At 71.6% G+C, this 14,893-nt stretch carries 14 protein-coding genes; 4 read left to right on the forward strand and 10 right to left on the reverse strand.

Annotation, left to right across the window (positions count from 1 at the left end):
• Positions 1-2 precede the first annotated feature (2 nt).
• The 4 genes from BLS95_RS35870 to BLS95_RS35885 are packed head-to-tail and all read right to left on the reverse strand — an operon-like array spanning position 3 to position 3,058.
• A complete protein-coding gene (locus BLS95_RS35870) occupies positions 3-1,010 on the reverse strand; it encodes a sugar phosphate isomerase/epimerase family protein (protein WP_090941955.1) in 1,008 nt (335 codons plus the stop codon).
• A 1-nt stretch (position 1,011) separates the two neighbouring features.
• Positions 1,012-1,362, reverse strand: a complete 351-nt coding sequence (locus BLS95_RS35875; RefSeq protein ID WP_090941958.1) for a VOC family protein — start codon at positions 1,360-1,362, stop codon at positions 1,012-1,014.
• Positions 1,363-1,367: 5 nt separating this feature from the next.
• Positions 1,368-2,096: an orotidine 5'-phosphate decarboxylase / HUMPS family protein gene (locus BLS95_RS35880; protein ID WP_090941959.1), complete on the reverse strand. Its 729-nt coding sequence runs from the start codon at positions 2,094-2,096 to the stop codon at positions 1,368-1,370.
• A gap of 11 nt (positions 2,097-2,107) precedes the next feature.
• Positions 2,108-3,058, reverse strand: a complete 951-nt coding sequence (locus tag BLS95_RS35885) for a sugar phosphate isomerase/epimerase family protein (protein WP_090941962.1) — start codon at positions 3,056-3,058, stop codon at positions 2,108-2,110.
• 115 nt (positions 3,059-3,173) lie between these two features.
• On the opposite strand from BLS95_RS35885, the gene BLS95_RS35890 reads away from it, so the two are divergent.
• The 4 genes from BLS95_RS35890 (at position 3,174) to BLS95_RS35905 (ending at position 7,455) form a co-directional block, all read left to right on the forward strand.
• On the forward strand, positions 3,174-4,247 hold the full coding sequence (locus BLS95_RS35890) for a zinc-binding dehydrogenase (protein ID WP_090941965.1): 1,074 nt from the start codon (positions 3,174-3,176) through the stop codon (positions 4,245-4,247).
• Positions 4,244-5,428 carry a Gfo/Idh/MocA family protein gene (locus BLS95_RS35895; RefSeq protein ID WP_090941967.1) on the forward strand — a complete coding sequence of 395 codons (1,185 nt, stop codon included), beginning with the start codon at positions 4,244-4,246 and terminating at the stop codon, positions 5,426-5,428. Before BLS95_RS35890 ends, BLS95_RS35895 begins: the two co-directional genes overlap by 4 nt.
• Positions 5,425-6,447, forward strand: coding sequence for a Gfo/Idh/MocA family protein (locus tag BLS95_RS35900; protein ID WP_090941970.1), 1,023 nt, complete (start codon positions 5,425-5,427; stop codon positions 6,445-6,447). The genes BLS95_RS35895 and BLS95_RS35900 overlap by 4 nt, the downstream gene beginning before the upstream one ends.
• Positions 6,448-6,519: 72 nt before the next feature.
• Positions 6,520-7,455 carry a hypothetical protein gene (locus BLS95_RS35905; protein WP_090941973.1) on the forward strand — a complete coding sequence of 312 codons (936 nt, stop codon included), beginning with the start codon at positions 6,520-6,522 and terminating at the stop codon, positions 7,453-7,455.
• An 86-nt stretch (positions 7,456-7,541) separates the two neighbouring features.
• Here the strand turns inward: BLS95_RS35905 and BLS95_RS35910 are convergent, their stop codons facing one another.
• The 6 genes from BLS95_RS35910 to BLS95_RS35935 all read right to left on the reverse strand — a co-directional run.
• Positions 7,542-8,639 carry a Gfo/Idh/MocA family protein gene (locus BLS95_RS35910; RefSeq protein ID WP_090941976.1) on the reverse strand — a complete coding sequence of 366 codons (1,098 nt, stop codon included), beginning with the start codon at positions 8,637-8,639 and terminating at the stop codon, positions 7,542-7,544.
• The gene (locus BLS95_RS35915; protein ID WP_218136151.1) at positions 8,636-9,385 is read right to left on the reverse strand and encodes a sugar phosphate isomerase/epimerase family protein; all 750 of its coding nucleotides are present in this window, start codon (positions 9,383-9,385) and stop codon (positions 8,636-8,638) included. The genes BLS95_RS35910 and BLS95_RS35915 overlap by 4 nt, the downstream gene beginning before the upstream one ends.
• 150 nt (positions 9,386-9,535) lie before the next feature.
• Positions 9,536-11,086 carry an AMP-binding protein gene (locus BLS95_RS35920; RefSeq protein WP_090941982.1) on the reverse strand — a complete coding sequence of 517 codons (1,551 nt, stop codon included), beginning with the start codon at positions 11,084-11,086 and terminating at the stop codon, positions 9,536-9,538.
• A 34-nt stretch (positions 11,087-11,120) separates the two neighbouring features.
• Positions 11,121-12,350 carry a CaiB/BaiF CoA transferase family protein gene (locus tag BLS95_RS35925; RefSeq protein ID WP_090941985.1) on the reverse strand — a complete coding sequence of 410 codons (1,230 nt, stop codon included), beginning with the start codon at positions 12,348-12,350 and terminating at the stop codon, positions 11,121-11,123.
• Positions 12,351-12,377: 27 nt separating this feature from the next.
• Complete coding sequence (oxc, locus tag BLS95_RS35930; RefSeq protein ID WP_176993566.1) at positions 12,378-14,105, reverse strand: oxalyl-CoA decarboxylase; 1,728 nt, start codon at positions 14,103-14,105, stop codon at positions 12,378-12,380.
• 458 nt (positions 14,106-14,563) lie between these two features.
• Positions 14,564-14,893: dihydrofolate reductase family protein (locus BLS95_RS35935; RefSeq protein ID WP_176993567.1), on the reverse strand; the 330-nt coding region annotated here is incomplete at its 5' end.

Genomic DNA, 14,893 nt, shown 5'->3' on the forward strand with positions numbered 1-14,893 from the left:
CGTCAGGTCTGGGTGAAGGCGGTGTCGAAGCGGGCGTGCGGCTGCTCCCAGAGCAGCGAGCGCACGAACTCCAGGGCCTTGGGCGCGCCGTGCAGGCGGCTCATCCCGGCGTCCTCCCACTCGATGGAGATGGGGCCGGTGTAGCCGATGGACTCCAGGGCGCGGAAGGAGTCCTCGAAGGGCACATTGCCGTGCCCTGCGGAGACGAAGTCCCAGCCGCGCCTCGGGTCGCCCCAGGCCAGGTGCGAGCCGAGCCGCCCGGCCCGGCCGTCCTTCTCGCGTACCCGGGTGTCCTTGCAGTCGACGTGGTAGATGCGGTCGGCGTAGTCGACGATGAAGTTGGCCGGGTTGATGTCCTGCCACATCATGTGGCTGGGGTCCCAGTTGAGGCCGAAGGCGTCGCGGCGGTCGATCGCCTCCAGGGTCCTGGCGGTGGTCCAGTAGTCGTAGGCGATCTCGCTGGGGTGCACCTCCAGGGCGAACTTGACGCCCTCGGAGTCGAACACGTCCATGATCGGGTTCCAGCGGGCGGCGAAGTCGGCGTAGCCGTCGTCGATCACTTCCTGCGACACCGGCGGATACATCGCGACATAGCGCCAGATCTTGGAGCCGGTGAAGCCGGTCACCACCGAGGCGCCGAGCTTGCGGGCCAGGATCGCGGTCTTCTTGACCTGCTCGGTCGCCCGCGCCCGCACGCCCTCCGGGTCGCCGTCGCCCCACGTGCGCGGGCCGACGATCGGCTCGTGCCGGAAGTCCAGCGGGTCGTCGCAGATCACCTGGCCCTGGGCGTGGTTGGACAGCGCCCAGACGCCCAGGCCGTACCGGTCGAGGATCTCCCGGCGGGAGTCGAGGTACTTCTCGTCCTCCAGCGCCCGGTCCACGTCCAGGTGCTGGCTCTTGCAGGCGATCTCCAGGCCGTCGAAACCCCACTCGCTCGCGAGCCTGGCCACCTCCTCGAACGGCAGGTCGGCCCACTGCGCGGTGAACAGGGTGACGGGATGGCTGGCCATGTCAGATCTCCTGGAGGAACTCGAGCTGGTTGCCGAAGCAGTCGTGGGTGTGGAAGCGGCGGTGGCCGGGGTAGTCGCCGTTCATCACGTACGCGACGCCGTGCGCGTCGAGCCGGGCGGCCAGCGCGTCCAGGTCGTCGACCAGGATCGCCGGGTGGCCGACCCGGTTGGGCCGGAAGTCCTCCTCGGGCAGGCCGTGCACCTCCAGCCCGTCGGTACGGAACCAGCAGCCGACCTGCCGCATGGTCGCCGGCTTGGGCACCGGCGTCATGCCGAGCACGCCCGCGTAGAACGCCCGCGCCTCCTCCTCCGCGCCCACGGGCATGGTGAAGGTGGCGTGGTGCAGCCTCATGTATCTCACTGCCGCACCTCTGTCGCGTGCACCCGGTCGATGGCGTCCTTGAGGATCTTCGGCAGGTCGCGCTCCGGGATGGTGAAGGAGTTCTCGTCGTCGATGGCCAGCGGCGCGCCGAAGACCACGACGCCCGCGCCGATTTCCGGGCAGCTCACCGCCTGGTCGATCGACAGCCCGCCGACCGCCTGCACCGGCACGGTCGTCGCGGCGACGATCCCGGGCAGGTCGGTGAGCGGCGACAGGCGCAGCTCCCGGTGCATGTTGCGGTGGTCGTGCCCGATGTGGTGCAGGACCATGCCGACGCCCAGCTCCTCCAGCCGCCGTGCCTCGGCGACCCGGTCGGGGGCGCCCATGTCGTCGCCCATCACCAGCATCCCGTGGTCGGCGCCGGCCTCGCAGACCCGCCGCACGGTCGCGTCGTGCGCGCGGCCCATCACGACCACGGCGTCCGCGCCGGCCTCGGCGAACATGGTGGCCTCGCCGTAGCCGCCGTCCATGATCTTGAGGTCGGCGACCAGCGGATGGTCGGGGTATTCGCGGCGCAGCGCGCGGACGGCGTGCGCCCCCTCGGCCATGACCAGCGGGGTGCCGATCTCCAGCCAGTCGGCGCCGGCCTCGACGGCGATGGCGGCCATCCGCAGGCCGTCGTCGAGGTTCTTCAGGTCGAGCGAGACCTGGACCAGGCCGTGCGTGAGGTCGGAGCGCCGCAGGCCGCGGATCGACGTGCTCATCGGATGTCCTCTCAGGATGGGGTGGCGGCTTGCTTGGCTTGCTCGTGGGTGCGTACGCGGACGGCGGTGGAGCCGCCGAACCAGCGGTCCCGGGCCGCGCGCAGGAAGTCGGCCGAGGCACGCAGCTCGTCGAAGCCGTTGACGCCGTCCTCGATGCTGATCCAGCCGTCGTAGCCCGCCTCGACCAGGATGGTGAAGATCCGGTCGTAGTCGTTGAGGCCGCGGCCGATCACGCCGTGCTTGAGCGCGGGCGCGTAGCCGATCGTGCCGTCGGCCTGGCGCAGGTCGTCCAGGGTGGTGCCGGGCTCCAGGAAACGGTCGGAGGCCTGCATGGTGACCACCCGGTCGATCACGCTCTCCAGGAACTCGGCGGAGTCGGCGCCGGCGGTGATCGCGTTGGACGGGTCGTACTGCACGCCGAAGTGCACCCGGTCGGGGATGCCGGCCAGGATGCGGTGGAAGACCGCGGGCGCCTGGGCGAACTCGGGGTGGGTCCAGGTGCCGGCCTTGTAGTGGTTCTCGATGGCCAGCACGATGTCCAGCTCGGCGGCCAGCGGGAGCAGGCCCTTGATCGCCTCGATCGCCCACTCGACGCCCTGCTCGACGGCCACCTCCGGATGGCGCTGCCCGCTGAGCACCCGGCAGGTGGCGCCGGGACCGCCGAGCCTGGCGGTGGTCCGCATGGCCGCGGCCTGGGCGTCGATCTCCCGCTTCCGCGCGTCGGCGTCGGGATGGGTGAAGTCGGGCGAGGCGCACATCATCGGCATCTCGAAGCCGGCCCCGGCGAGCGCCTCGCCGATCCGGTCGACCTCGTCGTCACCGCCGGTCCAGAAGAATCCGGTGTGCAATTCGAGCCCGTCCACGCCGAGCGCGCGGGCCTCCTCGATCCATTCGTAGACGGTCTTGGTGCGCCGGACCACGATCCGGTCAAGATCACCCTTCGGGAACGCTGCGATCCTCACGAAATCCCCTGTGCTGGCCCCAAAATATGGGAGCAATCATACAGACTTTGAGCGAAAACTGAACTACTGTTGCTCGGGAGCGAGCATTCTTGGGAATTTCTATGGGAGATCGCGGATGAAGGCGTTGGTCAAGTACGCGCACGAGGACGGCGCGGTGGAGGTGCGTGACGTGCCCCGGCCGCAGGCCGGTCCCGGCACGGTCCTGGTGCGGGTGCACTCGGTCGGAGTGTGCGGCTCGGACATCCACATGTGGCACGACACACAGAGCAAGAGCTCCAAGGGCGTGCTGCCGGTGACGCTGGGCCACGAGTCGGCCGGGACGATCGAGGCCGTCGGCGAGGGCGTGACGGGCTGGTCGCCCGGCGACCGGGTGGTGTGCGAGACGGCCGCGTCCATCTGCGGCGTGTGCGCCCTGTGCCGGGCGGGCCAGTACAACCTCTGCCCCTGGCGCGAGGGCTACGGGCTCAAGCGCGACGGCGCCATGGCCGAGTACGTCGTGGCCGAGCCGCGGGTGCTGCACCGCATCCCGGAGGGCATGCCGTACGAGCTGGCCGCGATGTGCGAGCCGTACGCTGTCGCCTACAACGCGGTCGTCGAGCGCGCCGGGGTGCGTCCCGGGGACCTGGTGGTCATCCAGGGGGCGGGCGCGATCGGCACGCTCTCCCTGGAGGTGGCCATCCAGCAGGGCGCGGCGACCACGGTCGTCCTCGGCACCGACATCGACGCGCACCGGCTGGAGAAGGCCAAGCAGCTGGGCGCCGACCACACCGTGGACGTCACCCGGCAGGACCCCGCCGAGCTGATCGCGGAGCTGCACGACGGGCTCGGCGCCGACCTCGTGGTGGACGCCACCGGCGTGAGCGCCGCGCTACGGCAGAGCATGGAGCTGGTACGCCCGGGCGGCGCCATCGCCAAGGTCGGCTGGGGGCCGCAACCACTGGGCTTCACCATCGACCCCTTGGTCAAGAAGGCCGTGACGCTCTACGGCTGCTACTCCCACACCTGGAGCACCTGGGAGCGGGTGCTGCGGCTGTTCGGCCAGCGACGGCTCCGGCCCGACCTGGTGCTCGGCGGGACCTACCCGATCGAGGAGTGGCAGGAGGCGTTCTCGGCCATGCAGCGCGGCGACAACATCAAGTCCGCCCTGCGCATGGCCGGGCCCGACGAGCGGGCCGGTGAGCCGGCATGACGGGCGCTCCCCTGCGGCTCGGCGTGCTCGGGCTGGGCGCGGTGGCGCAGGCCGTGCACCTGCCACTGCTCGCCAAGCGCCGCGACCTCTACACGATCGCGGCGGTGGCGGACCTGTCCGCCGAGGTCACGGACCTGGTCGGGGACCGCTTCGGCGTCCCCGGCAACCGCCGCTTTCACAATCTGACCGACCTGCTGGACGCGGGCGACCTGGACGCGGTGATGATCCTGGCCCGCGGCTCGCACGCGCCGGAGGTCCGGCAGGTGTTCGAGCGCGGCCTGCCGGTCTTCTGCGAGAAGCCGCTGGCCTACACCCTGGCCGAGATCGACGACCTGGCCGGCGTCGGCGGGCGGATCCTGCTCGGCTACATGAAGCAGTACGACCCAGCGGTCATCGCCGCTGAGCGCGCACTGGCCGGGGTGGACGACATCCGCAGCATCGAGGCGACCGTGCTGCACCCGACCGGGGCCTCGCAGCTGGCGCCGTTCCGGGTGGCCGGGCCGAGCACACCGCTGCCGGCCTACCTTCAGGAGGCGGGCGACGCGGCCGACCGCGCCCTGTGGCGGGACGCCGTGGGCGAGGCCGACGAGTCGCTGTGGCGCGCGTACCGCGGGTGCCTGGTGAGCAGCCTCGCCCATGACCTGTCCGTCATGCGCGGCCTCGGCGCGCGGCCCGCCACCGTGGACCACGCCGACATCTGGCGGCAGAGCTCCCGGCACGCCCGGCGCGAGGTGGGCCGCGACCGCAAGTCGTTCGGCGAGCACCCGCCGTCGATCTCGGCGACCGGCACCCTCGCCGGCGGCGGCCGGTACGCCCTGGCCTGGCACTACCTGCCCGACTTCCCCGCCTACCGGGAGACGGTCAGGGTGGTGCACGGCCGCGGCACCGTCGAGCTGACCTTCCCCTCCCCCTACCTGCTGCACGCCCCCACCGAGCTGGTCGTCACCACGCTGGACGGCGACGCCGAGCACCGGGTGGTGCGCCGCAGCGTCACGGAGGCGTTCGAGACGCAGCTGGAGGCGTTCCACGCGTTCGTGCGCGAGGGCACTCCCCCGCGCTCCGGGCTGGCCGAGGGCCGCGCCGACGTGCTGACCTGCCAGCAGATCGTGGCCGCCTACGCCGCCCGCACCGGCACGCCGGTCGGCGGCGAGGTCGGCCGCCTGGTGAAGGAGCGCCTGTGACCGAGATCAGGACCGCCATCATCGGGTACGGCCTGGCGGGCAGCGTCTTCCACGGCCCGCTGATCGCCGCCGACCCCTCCTACTCGGTTAGCGGCATCGTCACCGCGAACCCGGAGCGCGCGGCCGCCGCCGCGGCCCGCCACCCCGAGGCCCGCATCCTGTCGGACGCGGCGCAGGTGCTGTCCGGCGACTTCGACCTGGTCGTGGTGGCCACGCCCACCCCCGGCCACGCCGAGCTGGCCACCATGACCGTGACGGCCGGCCTGCCGACCGTGGTCGACAAGCCGCTGGCCGTGCGCGCGGCCGACGCCGAACGGCTCATCGCGCTCGCCGAGCGCGGCGGGGTGCCGCTGACCGTCTTCCAGAACCGCCGCTGGGACGGCGACTTCCTGACCGTGCGGCGGCTCGTCTCCGAGGGGCGGCTGGGCGAGGTGTGGCGGTTCGAGTCGCGCTTCGAGTGGCTCAGCGCCCGGCCCCGGCCCGCCTGGAAGAGCGGCACCGCCGGCCGGGACGGCGGCGGCGTCGCCTACGACCTGGGCGCCCACCTCGTCGACCAGGCCATCCAGCTGTTCGGCCCGGTCAAGGAGGTCTACGGCGAGCTCGACCGGCACCGGGAGCACGCGGTGAACGACGACGACAGCTTCATCGCGCTCACCCACGAGTCCGGGGTGCGCTCGCACCTGGGGATGAGCAGCCTGGTGGCGCAGCGCGGGTTCCGCTTCCGGGTGCTGGGCTCGGAGTCGGCCTACGGCAAGTGGGGGCTGGATCCGCAGGAGTCGCAGCTGGCCTCGGGGATGTCACCGCTGGACGACGCCTTCGGGACGGAGCCTGCGCAGGCGTACGGGCTTCTGGGGCGGGACGGCGAGGGGGTGCCGCTGCCCACCGAGCGCGGCGCGTACCGTGCCTTCTACGCCCTGCTGGCCGAGGCGCTGCGGGGCGGTGGCCCGGTGCCGGTCGATCCGCGCGACGCGCTCACCGCCATCCGCGTCATCGAGGGCCTGCACGAACGCCTCGGATAGGCCCCCTTGGCTCCGCGATCAGCGGTGATAAGCTCGCAGGTGATCCTTTCGCGGCGGCCGAAGGAGGGATCGATGACCTCGAGCGACGCGGTGCTCAGCGCCGCCGACGTCGAGCAGTTCCTGGAGCGCGGCTACGTCCGGCTCCGGGGCTGCTTCACCCGCGCGGCGGCCGAGGAGCACACCCGGCTCATCTGGGACCGGCTCGGCTACGCGGCCGACGACCCGTCGACGTGGGAGCTCCCGTCGGTGCACATGCCGCCCATCCAGCGGATCGACGTGCGGGAGTTCGCGCCCAAGGCGTGGCGGGCGGCCTGTGAGCTGGTCGGCGGCGCCGGGCGCATCTCCGCCGACAAGCCCTATCGGTGGACCGACGGTTTCGTCGTCAACCTGTGGCAGGACGCCGACCGGCCCTGGCGTCCGCCGTCGGGCGAGTCGCCCGGCTGGCACGTCGACGGCAACTTCTTCCGGCACTTCCTCGACTCGCCCGAGCAGGGCCTGCTCACGATCGCGTTGTGGTCGGACGTCGAGCACCGGGGCGGCGCGACGTTCGTCGCCACCGACTCGGCCGGTCCGGTCACCCGGTTCCTGGCCGCGCACCCTGGCGGGCTGCTGCCCGCGCCCGACCCGGACGACGACACCCCGGTGATCCCCTACGCCGAGCTCGGCCGGCAGTGCGCGGAGTTCGTCGAGGCCACCGGCGAGGTCGGTGACGTCTACCTGATCCATCCGTTCGTCCTGCACGCCAAGTCACAGAACGTCCTGCGCAGGCCGCGCTTCATCACCAACCCGCCGCTGACCCTGGCCGCGCCTATGCGGTTCGACCGCCCCCGCTTCGAGGACCATTCGCTCGTGGAGCGCGTCGTGCTGCGGGCGCTCGGCGTGGACTCCTACACCTTCACCCCGACCCGGCCCCGCGCGCACATCGTGTCGGAGATGTCGAAGCGGCACGAGCGGATGCGCGCCGAGGAGCGCCGGCGCCTGGCCCGTACCTCGCCCCCGGACTCGTGAGAGCGCCGCCGGCGGGCGATCAGGGCGCGCTACCGGCATGCCGACGGGCCGGTCGCCGTGGCGCCGGCCCGTCTCCCTGGTGACGGTCAGAGCGTCCTGGCGTACGGGTCCCAGGTCTCCGGCACCGGGTCGCTGACCGGGGTCCGGCTCTCGACCTGTACGGTCCGGCGGCTCTCGATGGACTCCGAGACGGCGGCCATCGTGTCGAGCACGTGGTAGGCGAGCCGGCCCGACGCGCGGTGCGGGACGCCGGCGCGTACCGAGCGGGCGATGTCCAGCGTGCCGAGGCCCCGGCCGCCGACCGGGCCGGAGCAGGGCACGGTCGTCCACTCCTCGTCGGTGCCGCGGCGCAGGTAGAGGTCGCCGTCGAAGTGGTTGGGGTCCGGGATGGACAGCGTGGCCTCCGAGCCCACGATCTCCACGTGCCCCACCCGGCGGTGCGGCGAGTCCCAGCTCAGCACGCTGGTCGAGGTCTGTCCCGAGGCGAACTCGGCGATGATGCTCACATAAGTCGGGACTTGTACTGAAATATCCTGACCGGTCTTGGGGCCGACCAGCAGCCGCCTGACCGGCCGGGCGATCCGCCCCACCGCCGTCACCGCCGCGAACGAGCCGAACGACTGGGTGAGCGCCGTCAGGTAGTACGGCCCCATGTCCCACAGCGGGCCGGCGCCGCGCGACAGCAGCACCTCCAGGTTCCGGTGGTCGGCCACCGGCCCCGGCGTCTCGAACAGTGTCAGCCCGGTCAGCGGCACCCCGATGTCGCCCCGCTCGATCATCCGGCGGGCCGTCTGCAGTCCCGCGCCGAGGAAGGTGTCGGGCGCGCCGCCGATCCGCAGCCCCGCGGCGTCGGCCTGGTCCAGCAGGCGCCGCCCGCTCTCCCTGTCGAGCGCGAACGGCTTCTCCGTCCACACGTGCTTGCCCGCGTCGAGGGCCGCGGCCGACACCTCGGCGTGCGCCGCCGGGATGGTCAGGTTGACGATGATCTCCACCTCGGGATGGCGCAGGGCCTCCTCGGGGGTGCCCGACTCCGCCACGCCGTACGCCTTGGCCTGCTCGGCGGCCCGCTCGGGCAGCAGGTCGGCGACGATCTTGACGTCCAGGTCGGGGAAGGCCGTGAGGTTCGTGAGGTACTGCTCGCTGATCTTGCCCGCGCCGATCACGCCGACGCCGACCGCGCTCATGCCGTGATCCGCGCGTCGAAGTAGGCGAAGCTGGCCGCGATCGCCTCGAAGATGTCGCCGTCGTACTCGTCGAACTCGACGACCCCGGCCTCCAGCCGCGGCGTCGCGTCGAGGATCTCGGGCCAGGGCATCTTGCCCTGCCCGGCCGGGCGCTGCTGCAGGTTCTCCCGGTTGATCGGGCCGTCCTTGAGGTGCAGGAAGTGCACGCGGTCACGCTGCCTGCCGAGCAGCTCCAGGACGTCCTCGCCGCCGACCGCCACCCAGTAGGCGTCCACTTCGAGCAGCACGTCCGGCCGTACCCGGTCGACCAGGCACTCCAGCGCGGTACGGCCGCCGAACCGGCGCTCCAGCTCCCACCAGTGGTTGTGGTATCCGACGCGCAGCCCGTACTCCTCCGCCTTCTCGGCGGCCTTGTTCAGGTGTCCGGCGATGCGGTCCACGTCGGCCTCGGAGGTCCAGAACTGTTCGGGGATGAACGTGTCGATCACGGTGCCCGCGCCGAGCTCCTTGGCGGCCGTGAACACCGCGTCGAGGTCGACGTCGACCAGCGAGGACGTCATCGTCGGCGAGGCCAGCCCGGCGTCCCTGACCGCGGCCAGGAACTGCGGGCCGCGCGAGTACAGCTTGTAGGACGACTCGATCTGCCGGTAACCGATCTCCGCGACCTTGGCGAGCGTGCCGGGCAGGTCCTCGTCGATGGCGTTGCGAACGCTGTAGAGCTGGAGGGAGAGGGAGGGGAGAGGCACAGTGAACCCTTCGCCGTGGGATACGCCGCCCGACCGAATTGGGGTGTCGAGCACCAAACATGTTACTAAAGTAACGAATATCTGTGCTCTAACCATCATGTCAAGATGTGCGACGGAGGTCAGGTGCCGGTGCCGGTGACGGCGCCGAGGTCAGGTGCCGGTGACGGCGGCGGCGAGGGCGCGGCGGTCGCCGTCCCCCTTGGCGGTGCGGGGGAACCGGTCGAGGATGTAGATGCGCTTGGGGATCTCGAAGGCCGTGAGCCGGCTGCGGCAGTGCTGTTGCAGCTCCGCCTGGGTGGTGTGGCGACCGCTCCCGAGAATGACGGCGGCGTTGATCTCCTCGCCGTAGGTGGCGTCGGGCACGCCGAAGGCCAGCGCGTCCACCACGGCGGGATGGGAGAGCAGCACCACCTCGACCGCGTGCGGCGCGATCTTCTCCCCGCCCCGGTTGATCAGCTCCTTGATCCGGCCACTGAGGAACAGGTAGCCGTCGGGGTCCAGGTAGCCGAGGTCGCCGGTGTGGAACCAGCCGCCGGTGAAGGCCGCGGCGGTGTCGTGCGGGTCGTCGAGATAGCCGTCGGTGACCGCGGGTCCGCGGACGCAGACCTCGCCGGTCTCGCCGGTGGGGGCCGGGTGGCCGGCGGCGGTGAGGATGCGGACCTGCAGTCCCGTGGGCAGGCCCACGGATCCGGCCTTGGCGACGCCGTCGCCGGGCAGCGGATTCGTCGTCGCCTGGTGCGCGGTCTCGGTCATGCCGTAGGCGGAGATCACCGGCGCGCCGAACCGCTCCTCCAGCCGACGCTGGACCGTGGGCGCGAGGGACGCGCTGCAACTGCGGATGAACCGCAACGCCGGAGGATCGGCGGCCGGATAGTCGGTGCCGGCGCGGTCCAGCAGGATCTGGTGGATGGTGGGCACGGCGGTGTACCAGGTCGCCCGGGCGGCGGCGATCTCGTCCCAGAACGCGTGCGCGGAGAAGCGGCCGGCGGCCGGGAGATAGGCCGTGCCACCGCTCGCGAGGGTGGCGAGCAGGCCCGCGATGAGGCCGTGGCCGTGGAAGAGAGGCATGGCGAGCAGCGTCGCGTCGTCCGGTCCGAGGTGGTAGCCCGACACGATGCCGGCGACGGACGCGGCGAGGTTGCCGTGGGTGAGGGGCACGACCTTCGGTGTTCCGGTGCTGCCGGTGGTGAACATCAGCAGGGCCAGATCCCGGTCCTGGGCGGCCTTTCCGTGGGCCTCGCCCGGCGGCATGCGGGTGGCGGCGCGGCCGGCGTCCGCGACGGACACCTCGGACCGGTCGGCGCCGACCTCGATCACCCAGGCGGCCGCGTCGCCCGGGAAACTGTCCCGCAGGTGGCCCGGCAGGAGAACCGCCCTGGTCCCGGCGGCGGCCAGGCGGCCGTCCACCTGGACGCCCGTCAGCTGCGGATCGATCGGGACGACGACCGCCCCGATGGTCCAGCACGCGAGCAGGGCCAGCACGAACTCGGGCCGGTTGTCGCTGTAGACGGCGATGGGATCGGCCCGCGCGACGCCGCGCTCCGCCAACCGGCGCGCGAGCGTTCGCGCCAGCCGGCCCAGCTGCCCGTAGGACAGGGGCGAGCCGCCGGCCGAGCCGAGGGCGGGCCGATCGGGCGTGGCCTGGATGGTGTGCTCGATCAGGTCCGCCATGCGGGGCAGGCTTGCCGCGTCGGCTGTCATGGCCGTCCTCCTCCCTGCCCGGCGCTTTCGCCGCTCAGGCGTCTCCCCCCTTCGGCTGACGAGGCACGTCCCCGGGGGCGAACTCGGCGCGCAGCGCGTCGCCGCGGTTGTCCAGCTCCGGCGACGGGATCATGGTGCCGAGCGAGTTGTACGCCCCGAACTTGATCGGATTGCCGGGCACCTGGAAGCCGTCCACCTCCTTGACCATGCCGCGCACCTTGATGTGCTCCAGCCTGCGGGTGTCGTCGACGTTGAGGACCAGGCTGGCGGGGATGCCGGCGTCCTCCAGCCGTCCGTGCCAGGCCGCGGCGCTGTCGGTACGCAGCACCGCCTCCATGGCCTGCTTGAGCTCCGCCTGGTTGTTCGTCCGGTCGACGTTGGTGGCGAAGCGGGAATCGGCGGCCAGCTCCGGCTTGCCCAGGGTGTCGGCGAGGATGGCGAACAGGTGGTCGTTGCCGACACAGATGGCGATGAGCTGGTCAGCGCAGCTGTAGGTGTCGAACGGCGCCATGGACGGGTGACGGTTGCCGATGCGCTCCGGGCGCTGGTGGATGCCGAGGGCGTCCATCAGGCCCTGCTCCATGGTGGAGAACGTGGCGTCGAGCATGGCGACGTCCACGGTGGTGCCCTTGCCCGTGCGCTCTCTGGCGACCAGGGCGGTGACGATGCCGCAGTAGCCGAAGATGCCGCCCAGGATGTCGGAGATGGAGGTGCCGACCCTGGTGGGCCCGCCGTCGGGCGCGCCGGTGGCGTCCATGATGCCGGAGACGGCCTGGATGACCGTGTCGTAGGCCGCCTCCAGGTGCAGCGGCCCGTACTGGCCGAAACCGGAGATCGAGCAGACGATCAGCCGTGGATGCCGCCGGACCAGCTCGACCGGATCGAGGCCGAGCTTGGCCATGACGCCCGGGCGGAAGTTCTCCACCACGACGTCCGCCTCGGCGATCATCGCCTTGACGAGGCCGAGGTCGCCGGGGTCCTTCAGGTTGAGAGCGATGCTCTCCTTGCCCAGGTTGGCGAACCGGTAGTACTCCGAGGTGCCGTCACTGGCGAACGGGCCCATCTGGCGGGTGTCGTCGCCGGTCCCCGGCCGCTCCACCTTGATGATCCGGGCGCCCGCGTCGGCGAGCATCCGCGTACAGGTGGGCCCGGCCAGGACGCGGGTGAAGTCGACGACCGTGATGTGCTCCAGGGCGTGCGGCTTGCTCGGGTCCAGGTGCTCCGCCGGAACGGCTGCCCCATGCGTAGTGGTCTGCGTGGTCATGACGGTCCCTTCCGGTCTCGTACGCGCTCAGTGCGCCGGCTGAAGTGAGCCGGTGACGTTCAGGCTGGTGAGGTGGCCGCTTTCGGTGCCCGCGGTCGGGTCGATGACGGCGTTGATGAGGGCCGGCCTGCCGGCCCGCAGGGCGTCCTCCAGGGCGTGGCCGAGCTCGTCCGGGGTGTCGGCCTGGTAGCCGATGCCGCCGAACGCGGCGATGAGCTTGTCGTAGCGGCTGGAGTGCAGCAGCACCGTCGGGGCGGGGTCGGCCGAGTGCGGGTTCAGATCGTCGCCCTTGTAGACGCCGCCGTTGTTGAAGACCACCGTGACGATCGGGAGCCGGTAGCGGCAGATCGTCTCGATCTCCATGCCGCTGAACCCGAACGCGCTGTCCCCCTCGATCGCCACGACGGGCTCGCCCGACTCGACGGCCGCGGCGATGGCGTACCCCATGCCGATCCCCATGACCCCCCACGTGCCGGAATCGAGCCGGTGCCGCGGCCGGTGCATCGGCACGATGTCGCGGCAGAAGTCCAGCGTGTTGGCGCCCTCGTTGACCAGGTAGACCTCCCGGTGGCCGTCGAGCACGTCCTTGACGGCGCGCAGGGCGGTCGAGAAGTTCATCGGCGTGACGTCGGCTTCGAGCCTGGCTCGCATCTTGGCCACGTTGTGCGCCGTACGCTCCCTGATCGCCTCCCGCCAGGCGGCCGGTACGGTTATCCGCTCCGGTCGCAGGGCGTCGAGGAAGGCGGTCATCACCGAGGCGATGTCGCCGATCACCGGGGCGTCGATCGGCCGGTTGCTGTCGGTCTCCATCGGATCGGCGTCGACCTGGATGAACTTGGCGGTCGCCGACCAGCGTGGCGGCTGCCCGTGGGCGAGCAGCCAGTTCAGCCGGGCGCCGATGAGCATCACCACGTCGGCCTGCCCGAGCACCAGGGATCTGGCCGCCGCCGCGGACTGCGGATGGCCGTCAGGGAGCAGGCCCTTGGCCATCGACATCGGCAGGAAGGGGATGCCGGTGGTCTCCACGAACGACCGGATGGCCTGGTCGGCCTGCGCGTAGGCGGCTCCCTTGCCCAGTACGATCAGCGGGCGCTCGGCGCTCGCGAGCAGGTCCAGGGCTCGGGCGACCGATTCGGGGGCGGGAATCTGGGCGGGCGCCGGGTCGACCGCCCGGACCAGGGAGGCGCGACCGGTGCCGGCCGGGATCGTCGCCCTCAGCACCGCCGCCGGGAGGTCGAGATAAACACCACCGGGCCGCCCCGACACCGCGGCGCGGATGGCGCGGGCGATGCCGATCCCGAGGTCCTGCGGCTGGTCCACCCGGAAGGCGGCCTTGACGAAGGGTTTGGCCGCGTTGAGCTGATCGAGCTCCTCGTAGTCGCCCTGCTGCAGGTCGATGATGCTGCGCTCGCTGGATCCGCTGATCTGGATCATCGGGAAGCAGTTGGTCGTGGCATTGGCCAGCGCGGGCAACCCGTTGAGGAAACCGGGCGCCGACACCGTCAGGCAGATGCCCGGCCGGCCGGTCAGGAAGCCCGCCGCCGCGGCGGCATGGCCGGCGGCCTGTTCCTGCCGGAACCCGATATAGCGAATGCCCCGCGCCTGAGCGGTACGCGCGAGGTCGGTGATGGGGATGCCGACGACGCCGTAGATCGTCCTGACGCCGTTGGCCAGCAACGCCTCGACCGTGAGCGTCAGACCGTCCACCAGGTCCTCGTCGGGGCGCGTCATGGTGTGAGCGGCGTTCGGTGCCATCGCTGGCTCCCTGTCTCTGATGCCACACCGCTGGGACTGCACCGGACCGGCTGGGCTCAATGCGATGGTGTCCGGGTCTGCTCGATCCGGCGGCGACGCCGGTCGGCCGGCGATGAATGGCGACCTGGATGCTGTCAAGCCATTGCGGCTACACCTCAGGCTATCCGGCGTCCACGGGGTCACCCGGCCGGATCCTGGCGGCGGGCCCGACCCTGTCGCGCGAGGTAAAGGGAGAATGGTGGACGTATGCTCAGCGCACGCGGCGTGCCCGAGCCGCGCTCACCCTTGCGGAACGGGCACAGCAGGAGTTCGCAAAAAGTCCGCCAGCTACTCTGCCGAAGGCCGGTGACGGCCACGGGCAGCCTGCGGGGCTGTCCTGGGGCCGCCCGTGGTGGCGGGCGGGGAGTTGCGGTCGCCGAGCCCGGGCGCGTGCCGGGCTCGGCTTCCCCGGGGCGGCGTCAGGCGTCCTCGGAGAGGGAGCCGAGGAGGGGCTTGCCGGTCCACTCGTAGGTGACGTACACGACGCCCGAGCCGGTGGTCCGGCTCCCGGTCAGCTTCAGCCCGGCCGCGGCCGTGCCCTCGGCGAACAGCCGCTTGCCCTGGCCCAGCACGACGGGGGAGATCACCAGCCGGTACTCGTCGACCAGCTCCGCCTGCTGCAGGGTGTGGATCAGGTTGCTGCTGCCCTGGGTGATGATCTCGCCGTCGGTGCGCTTCTTGAGCTCGGCGACCGTGTCGGCGGCCTCGCCGACCAGCACCTCGGTGTTGCGCCAGGTGGCCGTCATGGG

Origin of the sequence: Nonomuraea jiangxiensis, from assembly GCF_900099965.1 — a bacterium.
GTDB lineage: Bacteria > Actinomycetota > Actinomycetes > Streptosporangiales > Streptosporangiaceae > Nonomuraea > Nonomuraea jiangxiensis.